Consider the following 17,513-nt stretch of genomic DNA (forward strand, 5'->3'; position numbering starts at 1 on the left):
CGTTATTTGTTTGGTAATTTGCTTGGTAAAAGGTATCCACATGCTCGAAGTTAACGATCTGCACGTCACGGTTGAGGGAAACGAGATTCTCAAGGGTCTTACGCTGACCATCAACGCCGGCGAAGTTCACGCCATCATGGGCCCCAACGGCGCGGGCAAGTCCACACTGTCCGCCGTTATTGCGGGCAAGGACGGCTATGAAGTGACCCAGGGCACGATTCATTACGATGGCCAGGACGTGCTGGAGATGGAGATCGAGGACCGCGCCCGGGCCGGCCTGCTGCTGGGCTTTCAATACCCGGTGGAAATCCCCGGGGTGAAAAACGTCTATTTGCTCAAGGCGGCGCTCAACGCACAGCGCGCCGCTCGCGGTGAGGACGAGATCCCCGCGCCGGAGTTCATGAAGCTGATCAAGGAGCAGATCGCCTACATGAAAATGGACGCCAGCTTTCTCCAGCGCGCGGTGAACGAAGGCTTCTCCGGCGGCGAGAAAAAGCGCAACGAAATCCTGCAGATGCTGGTGCTGAAGCCGCGCCTGGCGATGCTCGACGAAATCGACTCGGGGCTCGACATCGACGCCATGCGCGTTGTCGCCGCCGGCGTCAACAGCCTGCGTAACGACGACCGCGCCATTCTGCTGGTGACCCACTACCAGCGCCTGCTCGACTATGTGGTGCCCGACCACGTGCATGTTCTGGTCGACGGCCGGATCGTCAAGAGCGGCGACGCCGAACTGGCCCGCCAGCTGGAAGCCCACGGCTATGAAGGGATCGAGGAGTCAGCGGCATGAGCGATACGCAAACTTTTCTGGACACTCTCAAGGCCAGGGACAGCCGGCGTGGTTCGGAACCCACCTGGATTGCCGCGCGCCGTCAGGCCGGCGCTGCCCGCTTTGAAGCGATGGGGTTTCCCACCCTTCGCGATGAAGAGTGGAAATATACCAACGTGCGCAGCATCGCTCAGGGCAACTTTGCCCTGGCCGATAACGCCGACTTTTCGCCGGCCAGCGCGGCGGCGCTGACGCTGCCGATCGAGGCTCACCGCCTGACCTTTGTCGACGGCGTGTTTGCTCCCGCGCTGTCCGAGCTGGAAAACCTGCCCGACGGGGTCCAGGTGCTGCCGCTTTCGCGGGCGCTGGAGGATAACCACGAAGCCGTGGGCGGCCCGCTGGGCCGGCTCACCGGCGTGGAGTTTTCGCCTTTTGCCGCGCTCAATACCGCCTTTATGGAAGAGGGCGCGGTGATCCGCCTGGACAGAGGCTGCGTGGTGGAAAAGCCCATCGTGCTGCAGTTTCTCTCCCGGGAAAACGCCGAGCCGACCATGTGCCACCCGCGCGTGCTGGTCGAGGCCGGCGGGCGCAGCGAGGCGACGCTCATCGAGCACCACGCCGGGCAAGAGGGCGCCGGCAACCTGACCAACGTTGTCGCCGAGCTGTTCCTCGGACGCGGTGCCATTTTCACGCACTACAAGCTTCAGGAAGCACCGCTGGGCGACTACCACATCGCCAGTATTCATGTGGAGCAGGAGCGCGACAGCCGCTACGTGTCGCATAACCTCGACCTGGGCGGCGCGCTGGTGCGCAACGACCTGATTAGCGATCTGGAAGGGAAGGGCGCTGAAACCGTATTCAACGGGCTCTTCTTTGGCCAGGGGCGTCAGCATGTGGATAACCACACCAAGGTGAACCACAACGCGCCGCTGACGTTCTCCAACGAGAATTACAAGGGTATTCTCGATGACCGCGCCCGCGGCGTGTTCAACGGCCGTGTCTATGTCAAGCGCGACAGCCAGCAGATCGAGGGCTTTCAGAGCAACCAGAACCTGCTGCTCTCCGATCGGGCGCATATTGACGCCAAGCCCGAGCTCGAGATTTACGCTGACGACGTCAAGTGTTCCCACGGCACCACCACCGGCCAGCTGGACGAAGAGGCCATCTTTGTCCTGCGCACCCGCGGGCTGGACGAGCAAACCGCTCGGGGGCTGTTGACCCTGGCTTTCGCCGGTGAAGTGCTGGAAAACGTCACCCAGGATGCCATTGCCGAGCGTGTCGAGCTGGCGGTTGCCGGTAAACTGCCCGAGCGCTTTAACGTGGCCGGACTGGTTGAAACCTCCACGGCGCTGAACGACTGACCCGTGATTCCGGCAACGTACGCCCGGGGCTCGGCACGCCGGCGCACCGGCTGAATGTCATAAAGGAGTGCTTCATGTCTCATACCGCTGCCGAGCCGTTGTCAGCTGCGGCGTCAAGCAAGCCACCGTTTGACCTGACGCGGCTGCGTGGCGACTTCCCCGTACTGGAACGCCAGGTGCACGGCAAGGCGCTGGTATATCTGGATAACGCGGCCACCAGCCAGACCCCGCAGCCAGTGATCGACGTGTTCAACGACTATTACAGTCGTTACAACGCCAACATTCACCGCGGTCTGCATACCCTGGCCGATGAGGCTACCGCTGCCTTTGAAGGCACCCGGGAAAGCGTACGCGGTTTTTTGAACGCCCCGGATGCCCGCCAGGTGGTTTTTACCCGGGGCACCACCGAGGCCATCAACCTGGTGGCCAACAGCTGGGGGCGCGCCAATCTGGCTCCCGGCGACGAAGTGCTGGTGTCGATGCTGGAGCACCATTCCAACATCGTGCCCTGGCAGCTGCTGGCCCGGGAAATCGGCTTTACGCTCAGGGTGATCCCGGTCGACGATAACGGCGCGCTGGATATGGCCGCCTACCGCACACTGCTCAACGAGCGTACCCGGCTGGTGGCGGTCAATCATGTTTCCAACGCGTTTGGCACTGTCAATCCCGTGGCCGACATGGCGGCGGCGGCGCATCGGGCCGGGGCGCTGATTCTGGTGGACGGCGCTCAGGCCGTTCCCCACCAGCCGGTGGACGTTCAGGCGCTGGATGCCGACTTCTACGCGTTTTCCGGGCACAAGGTTTACGGCCCCACGGGCGTGGGCGTGCTTTACGGCAAGCGCGAACTGCTGGAAGCCATGCCTCCGTGGCAGGGCGGCGGTGAAATGATCGCCACCGTCTCGTTTGCCGGCTCGACCTTTGCCGAGGTGCCGCACAAGTTCGAGGCCGGCACGCCGGCCATTGCCGAGGTGATCGCGCTGGGGCGCGCGCTGGAATGGGTGCAGAGCGTGGGCCTGGCGGCCATTGGCCAGTGGGAGCAAACGCTTCTCGCGCATGCTACCTCGGGCCTTGAAGAGATCGATGGCATGCGGATTCTGGGCACGGCACCGGGCAAGGCCGGTGTGCTGTCGTTTGTGGTCGACGGTGCCCATGCCCAGGATATCGGCCTGCTGATTGACCAGCTGGGGGTGGCGATTCGCACCGGCCATCATTGCGCTCAGCCGCTGCTGCACCATTTTGGCGTGGAAGCGACCTGCCGGGCGTCCTTTGCGGCGTATAATACCCTGGAAGAAGTGGATACACTGATTGCCGCGCTTGACCGCGTTATCGGCATGCTACGTTAAGGAACGCTATGGATAACGATCAGATTGCCGGGCTGAACAAGGGGCAGACGTTGCCGCTGCAGCGCGATGTTGACGCCATCGTAATACCTTTCGGCAATACCGTCAGCCTTGAGGAAGACAGCGTCGTCAGCGTGATGCAGGCCAAGGGCAGCTCGGTCAGCGTTGGCTTCGAAGGGCGGATGTACCTGATCGAGGGCAGCAATCTGGATGCGCTGGGTCTGGAGGCGTTGCCGCGGCCCACGCTTGCCGAGGACGCTGACGACGAGGCCATCGAGCAGTTTGTCTGGGATCAGCTGCGCACCTGCTTTGATCCGGAAATCCCGGTCGATATCGTCGAGCTGGGGCTGGTTTACGGCTGCCGTATCGAGCGCCTGATTACCGGCGAGCGCATGGTTACCATCCGCATGACGCTGACCGCGCCGGGTTGCGGCATGGGCGATGTGATCGCTGCCGATGCGCGCAACAAGATTCTGGGCGCGCCGCAGATTCACAAGGTGCATACCGAGATCGTGTTCAGCCCGCCCTGGAGCCGGGAAATGATGAGCGACGAGGCCAAACTTGAACTGGGCATGTTTTAACCCCGGCACCGCTGACGGGTGCCGCAGAGGATACGACAGATAATGCAGCGGCTGCTGGGCGGGATCAGGCAGCTGCTGATGTTGCTGGGCGCTTGCCTGCTGCTGGCCGTTCTGGTGTGGGTGGCCGGCAACCTCTGGGTGCTCGCGCGCAGCGCCCCGTATATCGAGGCGGGGATGTCACATTGCCGGCCGCAGCGTATTGGCGTGGTCTTCGGGACGTCGAGCTGGACCCGCACCGGCGTCCGCAATCCGCACTTCAATGCCCGGATGCAAACCGCCGCACAGCTGGTGCAGGACGGGCAGGTCGATCATCTGCTGTTGTCGGGTGACAACCGCACCCGGGCGTATAACGAGCCGCGTGAAATGTGGCGTGATCTCAGCGCGCGCGGCGTCGCTTCCGAGCGTCTGACCATGGACTTTGCCGGTTTCAGCACCTTCGATACGCTGGCGCGTGCCCGGGATGTGTTCCAGGTCAATCAGGCGCTGCTGATTACCCAGCGCTGGCATCTGCCCCGGGCGGTGTATATCGCCCGGGCGCTGGGTATGCAGGTCAGCGGCTGCGTGGCCGGCGCGGGCGCGGTAGACGGAGAGTGGCGCCTGAGACTGAGAGAAAGCCTGGCGCGGGTAGCAGCGCTGGGGGATCTGTACCTCTGGGGGCGCGAGCCGCACTTTCTCGGTCCTGCCGAACCGGTAATGACACTCGATACCCTGCCGGAGCGGCTCCGGCAATCGGCGATCGATGCTGCACTGGCCGTCGGCAGCGGACGTTAGCGACGCACCTTACGTTTTTGCATGCCGTAAAGCTCCCGAATAAGCCGACGGCAGTCTTTCATGCAGTCTTCCACCACGGGTTCCACCGAGTCGGGTAGCGGGTGGGTGAAAAGGGTCGAAAGCGCCTGCATCAGCACTCGTTCCTGCTCCAGCAACTCGTTGATCAGCACCTGGCTATCGTTGCCGACAAAGCTTTTCAGCCGGCTCCACAGCCACAGGAAATCATCGCGTTCCACGTCGGCGTCGCGGGGCAGCATCCGGAGATGTTTGCGTGCCAGCCGTTGCAGTTTGCGCATCTGTGCCAGACGCTCTTCGTACAGCGGCTTCAGGCAATCGCGCAGCGACGGGCGCAGGCGTTCGATGTTGTCCTGAAAGTAGTCGATACTGTCAGCCAGCGCTTCGAGTACGCTGTCCATCGCCACCTGGCGATTATCGAGAAACATGAGCGTCTACCTCCTTCGGTGACGCGGATTGTGGCGTTGGCGGCAGACTTTGGCCACCCCTCCCCGGATTATTTTTCCCCGCTCTCCCGGCGGGCGCAGCGCTAGGGCTCGCCGTGCAGAAACGACGCCCCCGGCGCAACCAGCAGGCGGCGCATGGCCCGGCGCCCCAGCAGCATGGGATGGCGCATCCGGCGCCGGTCGGTGAGCGTGAGCTCCACCGGAAACGATAGCTCGCCCAGCTGCAGCAGGGTGCGAATCACGTAGCGGTATTCGCTGCGGCCTTTGGTGCTGGTGACCCGGCGCCGGTCGTGCAGCGGCAGCGTCAGGCGATGGGCCGCGTTTTCCTCGCCGCCGCTACGGGTGACAAAACGCACTTGAGGCGGCTGGTCGTCGCTGTCGATCCTTTCGATGTCTTCGGCGTGCAGCACCGAGGTGCGCGCTCCCGTATCGGCCTTGCAACACAGGTAGAGGTCGAGCTCGGGCAGCGTCACCATTTCCCGGCGTCCGATCACGGCTCTGGCCTGGTAGGGTAGCTCTTTCACGTGGCTGTCTCCTTTACCGACACCTTCATTTTGCCTGCTCCTCTGCCTGCCCCGTCAGCTGGGTGAGGCGCTGTTGCAGGCGTGAGCCGTCGGGCGCATCGCGCAGCAGCGTGATCACCGGCAGCCGCAGGCGCGGAATCAGCGCCAGATCGCGTATGACCGCGCCGAAGCCGGTGCGCGGGTCCTCGGCCAGGCGCGACAGAAAGCGTGGCAGGCGCTCGCCGTCTTCCAGCAGCGGCCAGCCGCGCCCGGCCATGGCGGCCAGGGTATCCGGCCCGCAGGCGGCATCATCCGCCAGCAGGGTGGCATACCAGGCGCCGGCGCGTTCATCCTCGCTGCTGCCAACGGCGCGAATGCAGGCGCAGAAGGTTTCCACGTCGCCCTCGCCGGCGGCCGCTTCGCCGCGCTGGCAGAGAGCGCCGACCAGGGCCGGCTGCAAGGGCCGGTGTTCCAGGCAGTAGCAAAGCGGGCGCAGCACGTCAGCGGGCAGCTTTTCCAGCGCCTGCGCCAGGCGTTGCTGCCCGGCGTCGTCCAGGCGCATGGCGTAATCGGCCAGGCCCTGAAGCCCCAGCGATTCCCAGTCGTCATGGCGACCGTCGATGTAGGCTTCCACGCCGGCCAGATACTGGCTGGGGCGGTGTTCGGTCGCCAGGTTGGCGCGGGCGTTGAGTACGGCCTGAAAGGTCGTGTCCGGGGTAAACGCCAGCGGGTTGTCCTGCATCAGGTTGTCCACGGCGTTCGAGTCGGTGTCCGGGGACTGGCCGGCATTCTGCCCCAGGGTTTCCAGCAGGCGCTGGATAAAGGCGTCGCGTTCGCTGGGGGAGAGGTAGCCCTGCTCATCCAGCGGCAGGCTCAGAAACCAGATGGCGGGCTCGGGCATGTCGCCCAGGCGAAATACCGCGGCCAGGCGCGCGTGCCCCTGCCAGGGTTCGGGCCAGGACATACTGCCTTGCTCGAACGCCGCCAGCGTCTCGCGGGCGCAGGGGGTGACACGCCGGCCCATGTGGTAGAAGGCGACGTCAGCGCCGCTGCGGGTAAAAAAGTCGTCAAGAGTCTGAATCGGCTGCATGGCATCCTTCCGCATTGCGAGGCTGTACTTTACCTTGCTGCCCGGCGGGTGTCAGCCGTTGCCGGGAAAATTCGGGGGCGTAACGATGGCCCGCTGGTGCAGGAAGCCAGGGGAACGCCCGCTCGACCAGCTGGTTAAAAAATAAACAACTTTTCCGCCGGCCCCTATCACCCCGCTTTGCGCCATCCATCCAGAGTTTATCCACAGTGTCTTGCAGGTTTTCTGTGAATCGGGGGACACTTTCTGTGAATCGGGGATAGCTTCCGTGAATCGGGCAGCAGCGTCCGGCCGGATATTTACCGCGCTGCGAGTCGTTTGGGTATATGGAGTCGTTTGGCTGTGTGAAGCCGTTTGGATGTATCGAGCCGTTTGGCTGTATGGCGCCCCAACGCCGGCTGTTGGTCCGGTGCTTGGCAAGACCGGCTCGGCGCAGGATAATGCGCCTTTTCAGGCGTTACGGTGATCCCATGAGCATATATCAGGAACTGCAACAGGCGGTGGAAGATCTCGAGGCCACGCTGAAAGCGGCAGGACTCTGGCGCGTCGAGACGCCGGCGCCGGCCGCGTTTGCCAGCGCCCAGCCGTTTTGTGTGGATACCATGTCGCTACCGCAATGGCTGCGCTACGTTTTTATCGCGCGGCTGTCGTCGACGATCGAGGAAGGCGGGGCGCTACCGGAGAAGTGCGAGGTCGCACCGGCGGTGTCGGCCTTTTTGCAGCAGGAAGGGGCCAGGGCCAGCGATCAGCTGCTGGTCGTGCAGCGCGTTGAACATATCGATTCGCTGATCTCCGGGCATTAAAAAAGCTGCCCACGTTGTGGGCAGCACAATACGCTGAGGAGAGAGCGTGTAGAAAAGCGTTGGCAGCAGGTTCATTCATGGCTCGGGCGGGGGGCCCCGCAAGACCCCCGCCGGCCTGAAAAAGCTGCCTAGAAGCGGTAGCTGATACCGCCCATGACGACGACCGGGTCGATTTCCACCGTGCCGGCGTCAGCACCGCCGACCTTGGCATCGGTATCGATATCGATGTACCAGGCGGCGGCGTTGATGGCCCAGTTGTCATTGATCAGCACGTCAACGCCCAGCTGGCCGGCAGCCCCCCAGGAATCGTCCAGTTCAAGCGAGGCGCCGATGTCGGTTTCTTCGTCGGAGAAACGCGTGTAGTTGAGGCCGGCGCCGATGTAAGGCTGAACGCTAGCGTCGGTACCGCCCAGCGGGTAGTACTGCATGGTCAGCGTGGGCGGCAGGTGCTTGGTGGAGCCCCCGGTTACGCCTTCAACCTGAAGGTCGTGCTCAAACGGAAGTGCGGCCAGCAGCTCGACGCCGAGCTTATCGTGGAAGCGATAGCCCAAGGTAAAGGCAAAGCCCGACTCATCGTCGACGTTGACGTCTGTTCCGCCCAGAATATCCCCGTTGTCGCTTTTGGGGTCGACCTTGGCAACGCCTACGCGGGTGAAAAAGTCCCCGGCACCGTAGGCAAACGCCTGGGTGCTGGTCGTGACGGCGGCAGCAGCGATGCCGGCAGCGAGTAGGGTGGGAAGGGCGATCTTGCGCATGGTTGATGTCTCCAGAGCTTCTGCGTTTTCAACAGGTTGGGTTGCCACAGGGTCGGCGTTATGGCCGGTATGCTGTCGGCAAGCGGCGGCTTGCCGTTCATCATTGGCAACAGTATAAAAGTCGTGGCAGGGCCGATTATTGATCCAGCGCAAGTGGTATCGGTCTTCTACCCTCAAAGGCATAAAAAAACGCCTGTGGGGATATAAAAAAAGGCTCCCGAAGGAGCCTTTAGATGCGGTGTGTCATGCGCGTTGGTTAGCGCTCGATATGTTGGTACTCGCCCGCATCGGCGGTCATGCTGCTGACCAGCATAATGGCAATGAACGAGGCGGCAAAGCCGGGCATGATTTCGTAAATACCGGGGCCTCCCATGAATTGCGCGTTCCACCCCAGCGAGATCCAGATGATAACGGTGAGGGCGCCCACGACCATGCCGGCGATGGCACCGGCGCCGTTGGTGCGCGGCCACATCAGCGACAGAATGATCAGCGGGCCGAAGGCCGCGCCAAAGCCGGCCCAGGCGTTACTCACCAGACCCAGCACCTGGGAATCGGGGTTGGCGGCGATAGTAGCCGCCACCAGGCCTACAACCACGACACTGAGACGACCGATGGTGACCGCTTCCTTCTCCGAGGCCTCCTTGCGCAGGAAGAGGCGATAGAAATCCTCGGTCAGCGAGGACGAAGCCACCAGCAGCTGGCTGGAGATCGTGCTCATGATAGCGGCCAGCAGAGCCGCGTAGAGGAAGCCGGTAATCAGCGGATGGAACAGCAGCTCGGCGAGGATGATAAAGATGGTTTCCGGGTCCTCGACGTCCATGCCGTTACGGATGGCGTAGGCACGGCCCAGCATGGCCATGGAGCCGGCACCGACCAGCGAGATGAACATCCAGCTCATGCCGATATTGCGGGCCGCCGGCACATCCTTCAGGTTGCGTATGGCCATGAAGCGCACGATGATGTGCGGCTGGCCAAAGTACCCCAGCCCCCAGGTAACGGCCGATAGCCAGCCGAGTAGCGTCAGGCCTTCCGTCCAGGACAGCAGCGCGGGGTCGGTCTCGTTGAGGATTTCCGAGGCCTGGGAGAAGCCCCCGCCGCCTTCGCCAAAGAGCACCACCAGAGGCATGATAACCAGCGCCAGCATCATGATGCAGCCCTGTACAAAGTCCGTCATGCTCACGGCCAGAAAGCCGCCCACAACCGAATACGCCAGTACGATACCCAGCGTAATCACGATACCGGCCGAATAGTCGCTCATGCCGCCGATGTCGATAGTGCCCGAAAAGGCACTTTCAAACAGCTTGCCGCCGGCAACCAGCCCCGAGGCGGTATAAACCGCGAAAAAAATCACGATCACAATGGCCGATACGGTTCTGAGCGGTATGGCCCGGGTGGGAAAGCGATGGGACAGAAACTGCGGAATGGTAATGGCATTACCGTAGTGAACCGTCTGTTCGCGAAGGCGTGGCGCCACCAGAATCCAGTTGGCGAATGCCCCCACAAAGAGGCCGATGCCGATCCAGGCGGAACCGAAGCCGGAGACAAACATCGCCCCCGGCAGGCCCATCAGAAGCCAGCCGCTCATGTCTGACGCGCCGGCGGACAGGGCTGCCACCGGCGCGCTCAGTGAGCGGCCACCGAGTATGTAGCCCTCGGACGTCGACGTCGAAGCGCGCATGGCATAGAAACCAATGCCGAGCATGAGGGCAAAATAAGCAATAAGGCTTATCCAGACACCAATAGCCATGAAGATCTCTCCAGTTTTGTGCTTGTTGTCAATTTATTCTAGCTGTTGCCCATGGCCAACAGAGAGGCGTTGCCACCCAGGGCTGCCGTATTGTTGGTCACGGTTTTCTCCGAAGCAAAGCGCGGCAGGTAGTTGGGGCCGCCGGCCTTGGGCCCGGTGCCCGAAAGCCCCTGGCCACCAAACGGCTGTACCCCGACAACAGCACCGATAATATCGCGGTTGATGTAGACGTTACCGGCGCGGATTCTGCGGGCAATTTCCTCGGCGAAAGAGGCGTTGCGGCTGTGGACGCCAAAGGTCAATCCATAGCCGCGGGCGTTGATATTGTCGATGACCTTGTCCAGCTCATCGGCCTTGTAGCGTACGACATGCAGTAGGGGGCCGAACTTTTCGCTGTCCAGCGCATCGATGCCGTCAACGGCAAACGCCGCCGGGGCGATAAAGGTGCCATGCTGCGTGGTTTCGGGGTCCAGCGGCGTCTGTGCGATCAGGCGGCCGTCGCGGGTCAGCGCGTCGATATGCGCCTGAAGGTGCTCTCGAGCGTCTTCGTCGATAACCGGCCCCACGTCGGTGCCCAGGTCGCGTGGGTCGCCGACGTGCAATTCCTGCATGGCGCCGCCGAGTATTTCGAGAATACGGTCGGCGACGTCGTCCTGCAGATACAGCACGCGCAGCGCCGAACAGCGCTGGCCCGCGCTCTGAAACGCCGAATGAATAACATCGACCACCACCTGTTCGGGCAGCGCGGTGGAGTCCACGATCATGGCGTTGAGGCCGCCGGTTTCCGCAATCAGCGTAGGCAGCGGGGCGTTATCACGAGCGGCCAGCGCGCGGTTGATGGTTTGTGCGGTATCGGTGCCGCCGGTAAACGCAACGCCGGTAATGCGCGGGTCGGCGGTCAGCACGCTGCCCACGCTGGCGCCGTCGCCGGGCAGTAACTGGACGACGTTGCGCGGCATGCCGGCGGCATACAGCAGTTCCATCACGCGGTGGGCAATCAGCGAAGTTTGCTCGGCGGGCTTGGCCAGCACCGTATTGCCCGCGACCGCGGCGGCGACCATCTGGCCGCAGAAAATCGCCACCGGGAAATTCCACGGGCTGATGGCGGCGAAAACGCCCTTGCCGCCCATTTGCAGCGTGTTGGATTCGCCGGTGGGGCCGGGCAGTTCGATGGCCTCGTCGAAGGTGTCTTCGGCGCGCATGGCGTAGTAGCGGCAGAAATCCACGGCTTCCTTGATCTCGTCCACGCCGTCGGTCAGCAGCTTGCCGCCTTCCCGGGAGCATAGCGTCATCAGCTCGGGCATGTGCGATTCCAGCAGGTCGGCGAAGCGGCGCAGTACCGCCGCGCGCTCGGCGACCGGGGTCGCATCCCAGCCGGGGAAGGCGGCCCAGGCGGCGTCCAGCGCCTGGGCCGTCTGGTCGCGGGTGACCCACTGGATGCTGCCCAGGCGCTGGCGCCGGTCGAAGGGGCAGGTCACGTCGTGAGTCTGGGCGGGGTCGTCGTCGATGCCGAAAGCCAGCAGGGGTTTGGCCGTATAGGTGGTCTCCATGAAGCCGGCCATCCGCTCCATCAGCGGATAAAAGTGGCTGTGGATGTTGAGATTGACGCCTCGGGCGTTGGGTCGACGCGGACCATAAAGGTGCTGGGGCAGCACAATGCGCGGATTGGCCAGGGTATCGTGAGCTTCCAGCGTCTCCACGGGATGCTCGCACAGCGATTCCACCGGCACATCGGGATCCACGATCTGGTGGACGAAGGAGGAATTGGCGCCGTTTTCCAGCAGCCGGCGCACCAGGTAGGGGAGCAGGTCCTTGTGGGCGCCGACCGGCGCATAAATGCGGCAGTAGGTACCCTCGGGCGCACGTTTCAGTGCCGCGTCGTAGAGTGCTTCGCCCATGCCGTGCAGCCGCTGGAATTCAAACGCGCGGCCGGACTGATTGGCCTGGGCGACAATCGCCATCACCGTGTGGGCGTTGTGCGTGGCAAACTGCGGGAAGATACGCCCATTGGTGGCTCCGGAAAGCAGGAACTGCACGCAGGCGAGGAAGGCGACGTCGGTGCAGGCCTTGCGCGTGAAGACCGGGTAGCCTTCCACACCCAGCTGCTGCGACGCCTTGATTTCGGTGTCCCAGTACGCGCCCTTGACCAGTCGCAGGGGAATCTCGTCGCCCTGGTGGTCGGCCAGGCGGTTGATGTAGTGCAGTGTCGGCAGCGCGCGCTTGGCATACGCCTGAACGACCAGGCCGAAGTGGCCCCAGCCCCTGACGGCATCGCTTTCATAGACGGCGCGGAAGACTTCCAGCGAAAGCTCAAGGCGATCGACTTCCTCGGCATCGATGGTCAACTCCACGTCAAGCTCGCGCGCGATTTTGACCAGCGCCGTCACCGATTCCACAAGCTCATCAAGAATCTGCTCACGGCGGCCGAACTCGTAGCGCGGGTGTAGCGCCGACAGTTTGATCGAAATTGACGGTGCCGGCGTCGAAGCATGCAGTTTGCCGCGTGCCTTGCCGACCTGTTCGATAGCTCTTTGGTAGTCGTCGAAGTAGCGCCGTGCATCGTCGCGGGTGCGCGCCGCCTCGCCCAGCATGTCGTAGGAATAGGTGTAGCCCTTGTCGAACAGCGGCTTCGAGCGCTTGAGGGCCTCGTCAATATCCCGGCCCAGCACGAACTGGCGGCCCATGATCTTCATGGCTTCCACCATGGCGTGGCGAATCACCGGCTCGCCCATGCGATTGACCATGCGGTTGATAAAACTCGCGGGCCGGCCTTCTTCGGGGTGGTCCATCTTGAGGACGCGCCCGGTCATCAGCAGCCCCCAGGTTGAGGCGTTGACCATCCAGGATTCGCTCTGGCCCACGTGCGCATTCCAGTCGGCGGGGCCCAGCTTGTCCTCGATCAGCGCATCGGCCGTGGCCTTGTCGGGAATCCGCAGCATGGCTTCGGCCAGGCACATCAGCATCAGCCCTTCGTGGGTGTCCAGGCTGTATTGCTGCAGCAGTTCGTCGATGGTGTCGACAGCGGTATCCATTTCGCGAACGTCGCGCACCAGCGAGGCGGTATCGGCTTCAATACGGGCGTATTCATCGCGATCGACGTCCAGCAGCTTGATGAGCTCGTGAACAAAACGCTCTTCATCAACAATATAGTGATCGCTGAGGCGCTCCATCAGCGTGTCGAGATCGGTTTGCCAGGTGGCGGGATCGCGTAGTGTCTTGGCGTTGAGCATTGAAGCCCCCAGAAAAAAGACGGAACCAGTCAGGGATTAAGCGTTATGCTGCCTCGAATGTAGGGCGCAGGGACACTTTTTGTATGTTCGTTTCAGGGAAAAACGTGTTCATTTCTTGGTAAGCCCCGAATGCACGGACTTTCCTAAAACTTTAGTGGAGTTTGAAGTGTCTTGCCAGCGATTCCGTCATGGGAGGCCGGCGTATGGGCTCGGTAGCGCAGCGTGCGCGGCGATACGCCAAAAAAGCGGCGGAAGGCGTGGGATAGCGTGCTCTGACTGGAAAAGCCGGTTTGCAGAGCAATGTCGGTTAGCGGTAGAGCACTTTGCCGTATCATCCGGTGGGCCGTGTCCAGGCGCCGGCGACGGACGTACTGCCAGGGCGAAAGGCCGGTCTGACGGCGGAAGCGGGTAGAGAAATGCGCCTCGCTCAAACAGGCCAGGCTCGCGAGATCCGCCACGCACAGCGGCTCGGCCAGATGGCTGTCGATATAGCGCTGGATCGGCGCCAGCTGCAGGCGCCCCGACAGCTGTAACGTCCCCGGCCCGAGCCGCGACATCAGGGCGCCAAGAAAAGCGACGGCAAGCCGGTCGTGGCGCAGGGTATCGCCCCCCGCCAGCGCCGAAACGCCGACCTCGCTTTGCAGAAATGCCATGTAGTGCTGCAAGGCGTTGTCCAGGCTGAAAAAACGCGGGGCATCGAAGAGGGCGGCGAGTTCGTGGTGGTCGCCGCACAGCGCCGGCGCCTCGGGCGGCAGATCCATGATGAGCTGGTGGTTATCGGAATTGCCCGAATAGTAGTGTTCATGGTTGGCCGGCACGATGCAGCCGGCGTAGGCATCGAGGTGCCCGCCGAGACCTTCGATTTCAAAGCGTGCGGTGCCGCACAGCGTAATCACGATCTGGTGAAAATCGTGAGCGTGGTGCCGGGTATTGGTATCCAGCGGCAGCTTGCGAATTGTGCTGTGCATGGTGTGTGCCCTCCACGGTACGGGAGACCGATTACGCCAACGCCCCGATAGCCGGGCGGTTTGCCGGGCCTGTTATAGCCTGGCGGCGGTTGTTGGCTGACGACGGCTCGGCCGGGGCCTCTGTCGGGTTCTGTTGTTGTCGGCCAATACGGCGTTTTGGTGGTGTTGCAGTTATTCCATGAATTCAGGGAAAGCAGAACGTCGGAAACCGGTCGCCAACAATAACGCGTCAGGAATGGGAATGACGCAGCGCCATGCGGGCGGAAAGGTGGTCGCGCAGTGCCCGCAGTTCCGACTGACCGTGCGTATTCAACAGCGGCTTGCCCTGGGCAAGCTGCCAGCGGCGGCCGTTTTCCTCCATCAGGCGTGATGCCCGGCGGCGTACGCTTTCCAGGTATTCATCGTGGCGAATCGGGTAGCCGATGAGGGCGTTCCACTCGGTTTCGCTGATTTGGCTGTCGAGTGCCTTGTCGAACACATCCAGCAGATGGTGCGACTCGGTGCGGTAACGCGGGGTGCCGGTGGAGAGCAGAATGGCGACCGTGGTGCCGGTCACCAGCAGACAAACGCCGAATACCAGCAGAAAAAGCGCCATGAAGCGACTCCGGATGATGTATGACGGTTGGTAGCAAACGAGTCAAACAGGGCTCGTGCTGCACAGGGCACATTATACGTGGATCTGCCGTTGGAGAAAATTTGTCCGGCCGGTGAACTTTTTTCCATCACGCTGTCCTATCCGGTACAGGCTGCATGGCAGTAGCGGTGCCCAATCATGTCCCGCTTCGCTGTACTGGCTACTGTTTTCGATCCCTTGCTTACGCTGCCTTCTGGCAGCGTTTTTTTGTCCGGCCGACCCTGCTTCGGGCCGGTCGGATACTGCGGGGATAGCCGGGGAGCGAAAAGCCGAGCGTGAAAGAACCGGTTCAGCGCTTACCGGCGCCGTGTTTCCAGCAGCGCGGTGAGAATATCCCGCCGGGTGACAATGCCCACCAGCTGTTCCTGCTCGACCACCGGGTAGTTCTTGGGCTTGGCCCCGAGCATCTGCTGGGCCAGGTCGATGATTGACTGCCCGGGCGTCACGCAGAGAACGTCGCTGCGCATCAGCTCTTCCACCAGCGGTGCCTCACCGTCGTGGTAAACGCTGTCCAGTATCTGGCCGATAACGTCCTGTTCGGAGATAAAGCCGACCAGGCGGTCGTTGGTATCGACCACCGGCGCGCCGGGCAGGCGATGCCGGGTCAGCCCTCGGGCCAGGGTGGTGATCGAGGTGTCGGGCGAAACCCGATAGCAATCCCGGGACATGATATCGCGAATAACATCCGGCTGTGTCTGGCTCATGGAACCCTCCTTGCCTGCTGCTTTCAGGAAGCCACTTTGGCTTTCAGGTAACCACTTTCACATGGTAAGTCATCGTCAAAACCCTTATTCAACTTATTCAGCGACTCGCATCCTCCCGGTCAGTTGCCGTTACCCTCCGGCCCGGTTGAACGCCGGTGCGCTGGATGCCTGTAGCGAATAGCCGAGCTTCAACGTACCTTGATGATAAAATAGCTCATTTCCGCGGTTTTTACCCGTGGAACGACTGGAATCCTCAGGAGGGCATTCATGGATGCACGCGAATACATGAGCCGCCAGGGCATTGCCTCGGGGCGTGACCCGGATCGGCCCAATACCCTGGAAGAAAAGGCCTGGGAGCGCGCCCGCGAAGCCGGGCAGCACCGGCCCACTACCGGGACACCACACGATTGGGAAGACTGGGAGCGCTATCACGAACTGCTGGCCGATGACTCGGCGTCCATCGAGCAGAAGATCGACCGACAGACCCACCGCGAGCAGGAGCAGGCGCCGGCCGCCGACGATCGTGACGCCGGGCAGGGCGGCGCTGACGCCAGGCCGGCGAGCGCGGCGGTAGAGCACTTTACGCCGCCGGCCCGCGATACATCGTCCGCCCACGAAGCATCGCCGGGCAATAACCCCAACTCCGGGCCGGCCACTGCCGCTGTGTCGGTGATCGAGGAGCCGGCCGTGCTGCGCTTCGCTCACGCCGCCCTGGCGGTGTTCTGCCCGCCGCTTGCGGTGGGGCTCAGCGGGGGCGGCAGCCAACGTGTTGCGGTCAGCCTGGTGCTCACTCTGCTGCTCTGGGTCCCGGGGGTGATCCACGCCTTTATCTGGCTACGCAGCCGCTGATCCTATTGGGTTCGCTCCGTCGGGCCGGTATACTTCGGTAAACTTTTTAATAAAAAGAGGTTTACCTTGGGCTATCTTGTCGGGGTGACGGCTCTGTGGGCCTTTTCCTTTTCACTGATCGGCGTCTATCTGGCCGGTCAGGTGGACAGCTATTTTGCCGTCCTCATGCGGGTAACGCTGGGTGCCCTGGTTTTCCTGCCGTGGCTGCGGCCACGCTGGCTGCAGGGCAAAAAGCGCCTTGCGCTCATGGTTATCGGGGCGCTACAGCTTGGCGTAATGTATCTGTTTTTCTATACGTCGTTTTTGCTGCTATCCGTGCCCGAAGTGCTGCTGTTTACCGTGTTGACGCCGGTCTACATTGCCCTGCTCGACGACCTGCTGTTTGGCCGCTTTACGCCGCTGTACCTCTTGACCGCGGCGCTGGCTGTGATGGGGGCCGGGGTTATTCGTTACGACGGCGTGGACGCGGGTTTCTGGCTGGGCTTTGCCGTGGTGCAGGGCGCCAACCTGTGCTTTGCCCTGGGCCAGGTGGGCTATCGGCGGCTGGCGGTGACCCTGCCGGCTACGCTGCCCTGGCACAACGTTTTTGGCTGGTTTTTCCTGGGCGCCCTGGCCGTGGCGCTGCCGGCTTTCTGGCTACTGGGCGATGCCTCGGCGCTGCCCCGCACGGGGGTGCAATGGCTGGTGCTGGCCTGGCTGGGCATTGTCGCCTCGGGGGGTGGCTACTTTCTCTGGAATCGCGGGGCCGTCAAGGTCAACGCGGGCACGTTGGCGATCATGAACAATGCCCTGGTGCCCGCCGGGCTGCTGGTGAACCTGCTGCTCTGGAACCGTGATGCCGATCCGCTGCGTCTGGCGCTCGGCGGCGCGATTATCGCCGCTTCGCTGTGGCTCAATCAGCGGCTGCACCGTTCGCGCAAGGCCGCCGTGGCCTGACGGCTCGGCGCGGC

17 protein-coding genes are annotated in these 17,513 nt (G+C 62.7%); 8 read left to right on the forward strand and 9 right to left on the reverse strand.

The window, feature by feature from the left end; all coding sequences use genetic code 11:
• Positions 1-40: 40 nt before the first annotated feature.
• From sufC to C793_RS0106315, 5 genes are all read left to right on the forward strand, one after another.
• A complete protein-coding gene (gene sufC / locus C793_RS0106295; RefSeq protein ID WP_017430092.1) occupies positions 41-790 on the forward strand; it encodes a Fe-S cluster assembly ATPase SufC in 750 nt (249 codons plus the stop codon).
• A complete protein-coding gene (gene sufD / locus C793_RS0106300) occupies positions 787-2,130 on the forward strand; it encodes a Fe-S cluster assembly protein SufD (protein WP_017430093.1) in 1,344 nt (447 codons plus the stop codon). The genes sufC and sufD overlap by 4 nt, the downstream gene beginning before the upstream one ends.
• 74 nt (positions 2,131-2,204) lie before the next feature.
• Positions 2,205-3,473: a cysteine desulfurase gene (locus tag C793_RS0106305; RefSeq protein ID WP_017430094.1), complete on the forward strand. Its 1,269-nt coding sequence runs from the start codon at positions 2,205-2,207 to the stop codon at positions 3,471-3,473.
• An 8-nt stretch (positions 3,474-3,481) separates the two neighbouring features.
• Positions 3,482-4,051: a putative Fe-S cluster assembly protein SufT gene (gene sufT / locus C793_RS0106310; RefSeq protein ID WP_017430095.1), complete on the forward strand. Its 570-nt coding sequence runs from the start codon at positions 3,482-3,484 to the stop codon at positions 4,049-4,051.
• Between the two features lie 42 nt (positions 4,052-4,093).
• The gene (locus C793_RS0106315) at positions 4,094-4,822 is read left to right on the forward strand and encodes a SanA/YdcF family protein (RefSeq protein ID WP_017430096.1); all 729 of its coding nucleotides are present in this window, start codon (positions 4,094-4,096) and stop codon (positions 4,820-4,822) included.
• On the opposite strand, the gene C793_RS0106320 is transcribed toward C793_RS0106315, so the two are convergent.
• The 3 genes from C793_RS0106320 to C793_RS0106330 all read right to left on the reverse strand — a co-directional run bounded on the left by C793_RS0106320 (position 4,819) and on the right by C793_RS0106330 (position 6,876).
• Positions 4,819-5,265, reverse strand: a complete 447-nt coding sequence (locus C793_RS0106320; protein WP_017430097.1) for a hypothetical protein — start codon at positions 5,263-5,265, stop codon at positions 4,819-4,821. The two genes, C793_RS0106315 and C793_RS0106320, sit on opposite strands and share 4 nt — an antisense overlap.
• 101 nt (positions 5,266-5,366) lie before the next feature.
• Complete coding sequence (locus C793_RS0106325; RefSeq protein ID WP_017430098.1) at positions 5,367-5,807, reverse strand: ATP-dependent zinc protease family protein; 441 nt, start codon at positions 5,805-5,807, stop codon at positions 5,367-5,369.
• Positions 5,808-5,832: 25 nt separating this feature from the next.
• Positions 5,833-6,876 carry a DUF3549 family protein gene (locus tag C793_RS0106330; RefSeq protein WP_017430099.1) on the reverse strand — a complete coding sequence of 348 codons (1,044 nt, stop codon included), beginning with the start codon at positions 6,874-6,876 and terminating at the stop codon, positions 5,833-5,835.
• A gap of 467 nt (positions 6,877-7,343) precedes the next feature.
• Between C793_RS0106330 and C793_RS0106335 the strand changes: the two genes are divergently transcribed.
• Complete coding sequence (locus tag C793_RS0106335) at positions 7,344-7,676, forward strand: YqcC family protein (RefSeq protein ID WP_017430100.1); 333 nt, start codon at positions 7,344-7,346, stop codon at positions 7,674-7,676.
• Positions 7,677-7,804: 128 nt separating this feature from the next.
• Here the strand turns inward: C793_RS0106335 and C793_RS0106340 are convergent, their stop codons facing one another.
• The 6 genes from C793_RS0106340 to C793_RS0106365 all read right to left on the reverse strand — a co-directional run bounded on the left by C793_RS0106340 (position 7,805) and on the right by C793_RS0106365 (position 15,714).
• Positions 7,805-8,431 carry an OmpW/AlkL family protein gene (locus tag C793_RS0106340; RefSeq protein WP_017430101.1) on the reverse strand — a complete coding sequence of 209 codons (627 nt, stop codon included), beginning with the start codon at positions 8,429-8,431 and terminating at the stop codon, positions 7,805-7,807.
• 256 nt (positions 8,432-8,687) lie between these two features.
• Positions 8,688-10,178, reverse strand: coding sequence for a sodium/proline symporter PutP (gene putP / locus C793_RS0106345; RefSeq protein WP_017430102.1), 1,491 nt, complete (start codon positions 10,176-10,178; stop codon positions 8,688-8,690).
• Between the two features lie 38 nt (positions 10,179-10,216).
• A complete protein-coding gene (gene putA, locus C793_RS0106350; RefSeq protein WP_017430103.1) occupies positions 10,217-13,408 on the reverse strand; it encodes a bifunctional proline dehydrogenase/L-glutamate gamma-semialdehyde dehydrogenase PutA in 3,192 nt (1,063 codons plus the stop codon).
• A gap of 143 nt (positions 13,409-13,551) precedes the next feature.
• The gene (locus C793_RS0106355; RefSeq protein WP_017430104.1) at positions 13,552-14,376 is read right to left on the reverse strand and encodes an AraC family transcriptional regulator; all 825 of its coding nucleotides are present in this window, start codon (positions 14,374-14,376) and stop codon (positions 13,552-13,554) included.
• Positions 14,377-14,605: 229 nt separating this feature from the next.
• The gene (locus tag C793_RS0106360; RefSeq protein WP_017430105.1) at positions 14,606-14,971 is read right to left on the reverse strand and encodes a hypothetical protein; all 366 of its coding nucleotides are present in this window, start codon (positions 14,969-14,971) and stop codon (positions 14,606-14,608) included.
• Positions 14,972-15,306: 335 nt separating this feature from the next.
• A complete protein-coding gene (locus C793_RS0106365) occupies positions 15,307-15,714 on the reverse strand; it encodes a CBS domain-containing protein (RefSeq protein WP_017430106.1) in 408 nt (135 codons plus the stop codon).
• A 267-nt stretch (positions 15,715-15,981) separates the two neighbouring features.
• On the opposite strand from C793_RS0106365, the gene C793_RS0106370 reads away from it, so the two are divergent.
• Positions 15,982-16,563 carry a YqaE/Pmp3 family membrane protein gene (locus C793_RS0106370; RefSeq protein WP_017430107.1) on the forward strand — a complete coding sequence of 194 codons (582 nt, stop codon included), beginning with the start codon at positions 15,982-15,984 and terminating at the stop codon, positions 16,561-16,563.
• Positions 16,564-16,629: 66 nt separating this feature from the next.
• Entirely contained in the window at positions 16,630-17,499 is an 870-nt protein-coding gene (locus C793_RS0106375) for a carboxylate/amino acid/amine transporter (protein ID WP_017430108.1), read from the forward strand.
• Positions 17,500-17,513: the final 14 nt, after the last annotated feature.

Origin of the sequence: Vreelandella jeotgali Hwa, from assembly GCF_000334215.1 — a bacterium.
GTDB lineage: Bacteria > Pseudomonadota > Gammaproteobacteria > Pseudomonadales > Halomonadaceae > Vreelandella > Vreelandella jeotgali.